The organism is Klebsiella sp. 2019SCSN059, assembly GCF_021739525.1.
Classification (GTDB): Bacteria; Pseudomonadota; Gammaproteobacteria; order Enterobacterales; family Enterobacteriaceae; genus Klebsiella; species Klebsiella quasipneumoniae.
The window spans coordinates 1-370 of record NZ_JAKKOM010000149.1 but is presented as its reverse complement, the minus strand read 5'-3'; the positions used below and the strand labels follow the sequence as shown (position 1 = coordinate 370).

The following is a 370-nucleotide window of genomic DNA, read 5'->3' as shown; positions in this document are numbered from 1 at the left end:
TGCGCGGCTTCCACCTGCGGCACCGGTTCAAAGGCTGCCGGGTTATGGCGGTTTTCGAGGAACTTCAGGCCGGGCTGGGGGAACAGGGCCACGGTGAGCACGTCGTCGATGGCGTTCTCCGCCAGCTGAATATTCTTCTCCCGCGCCTGGCGCTTCACATCGGCTTCCAGCTGCGCCAGCTCCGGCTTCAGCAGGTCCGCCGGGCGGCAGGTCACCGGGTCGGCGCCGTCGAGCACCCGGGCCTGCAGGGCGGCGTTCACCGGCGCCGGCGTGTGGCCGTACTCACCTTTCAAAATCCCGGCGGTCTCCTTCGCGATGGTTTTGTAGCGCTCGCCGGTCAGGACGTTGAGCACCGCCTGGGTGCCGACAA

Annotated in this window: 1 pseudogene; it reads right to left on the bottom strand. The window is 67.6% G+C overall.

Annotated features, from left to right (window positions below):
- A pseudogene (locus tag L2I46_RS29365) lies at positions 1-370 on the bottom strand (sodium-extruding oxaloacetate decarboxylase subunit alpha); the annotation flags it as partial.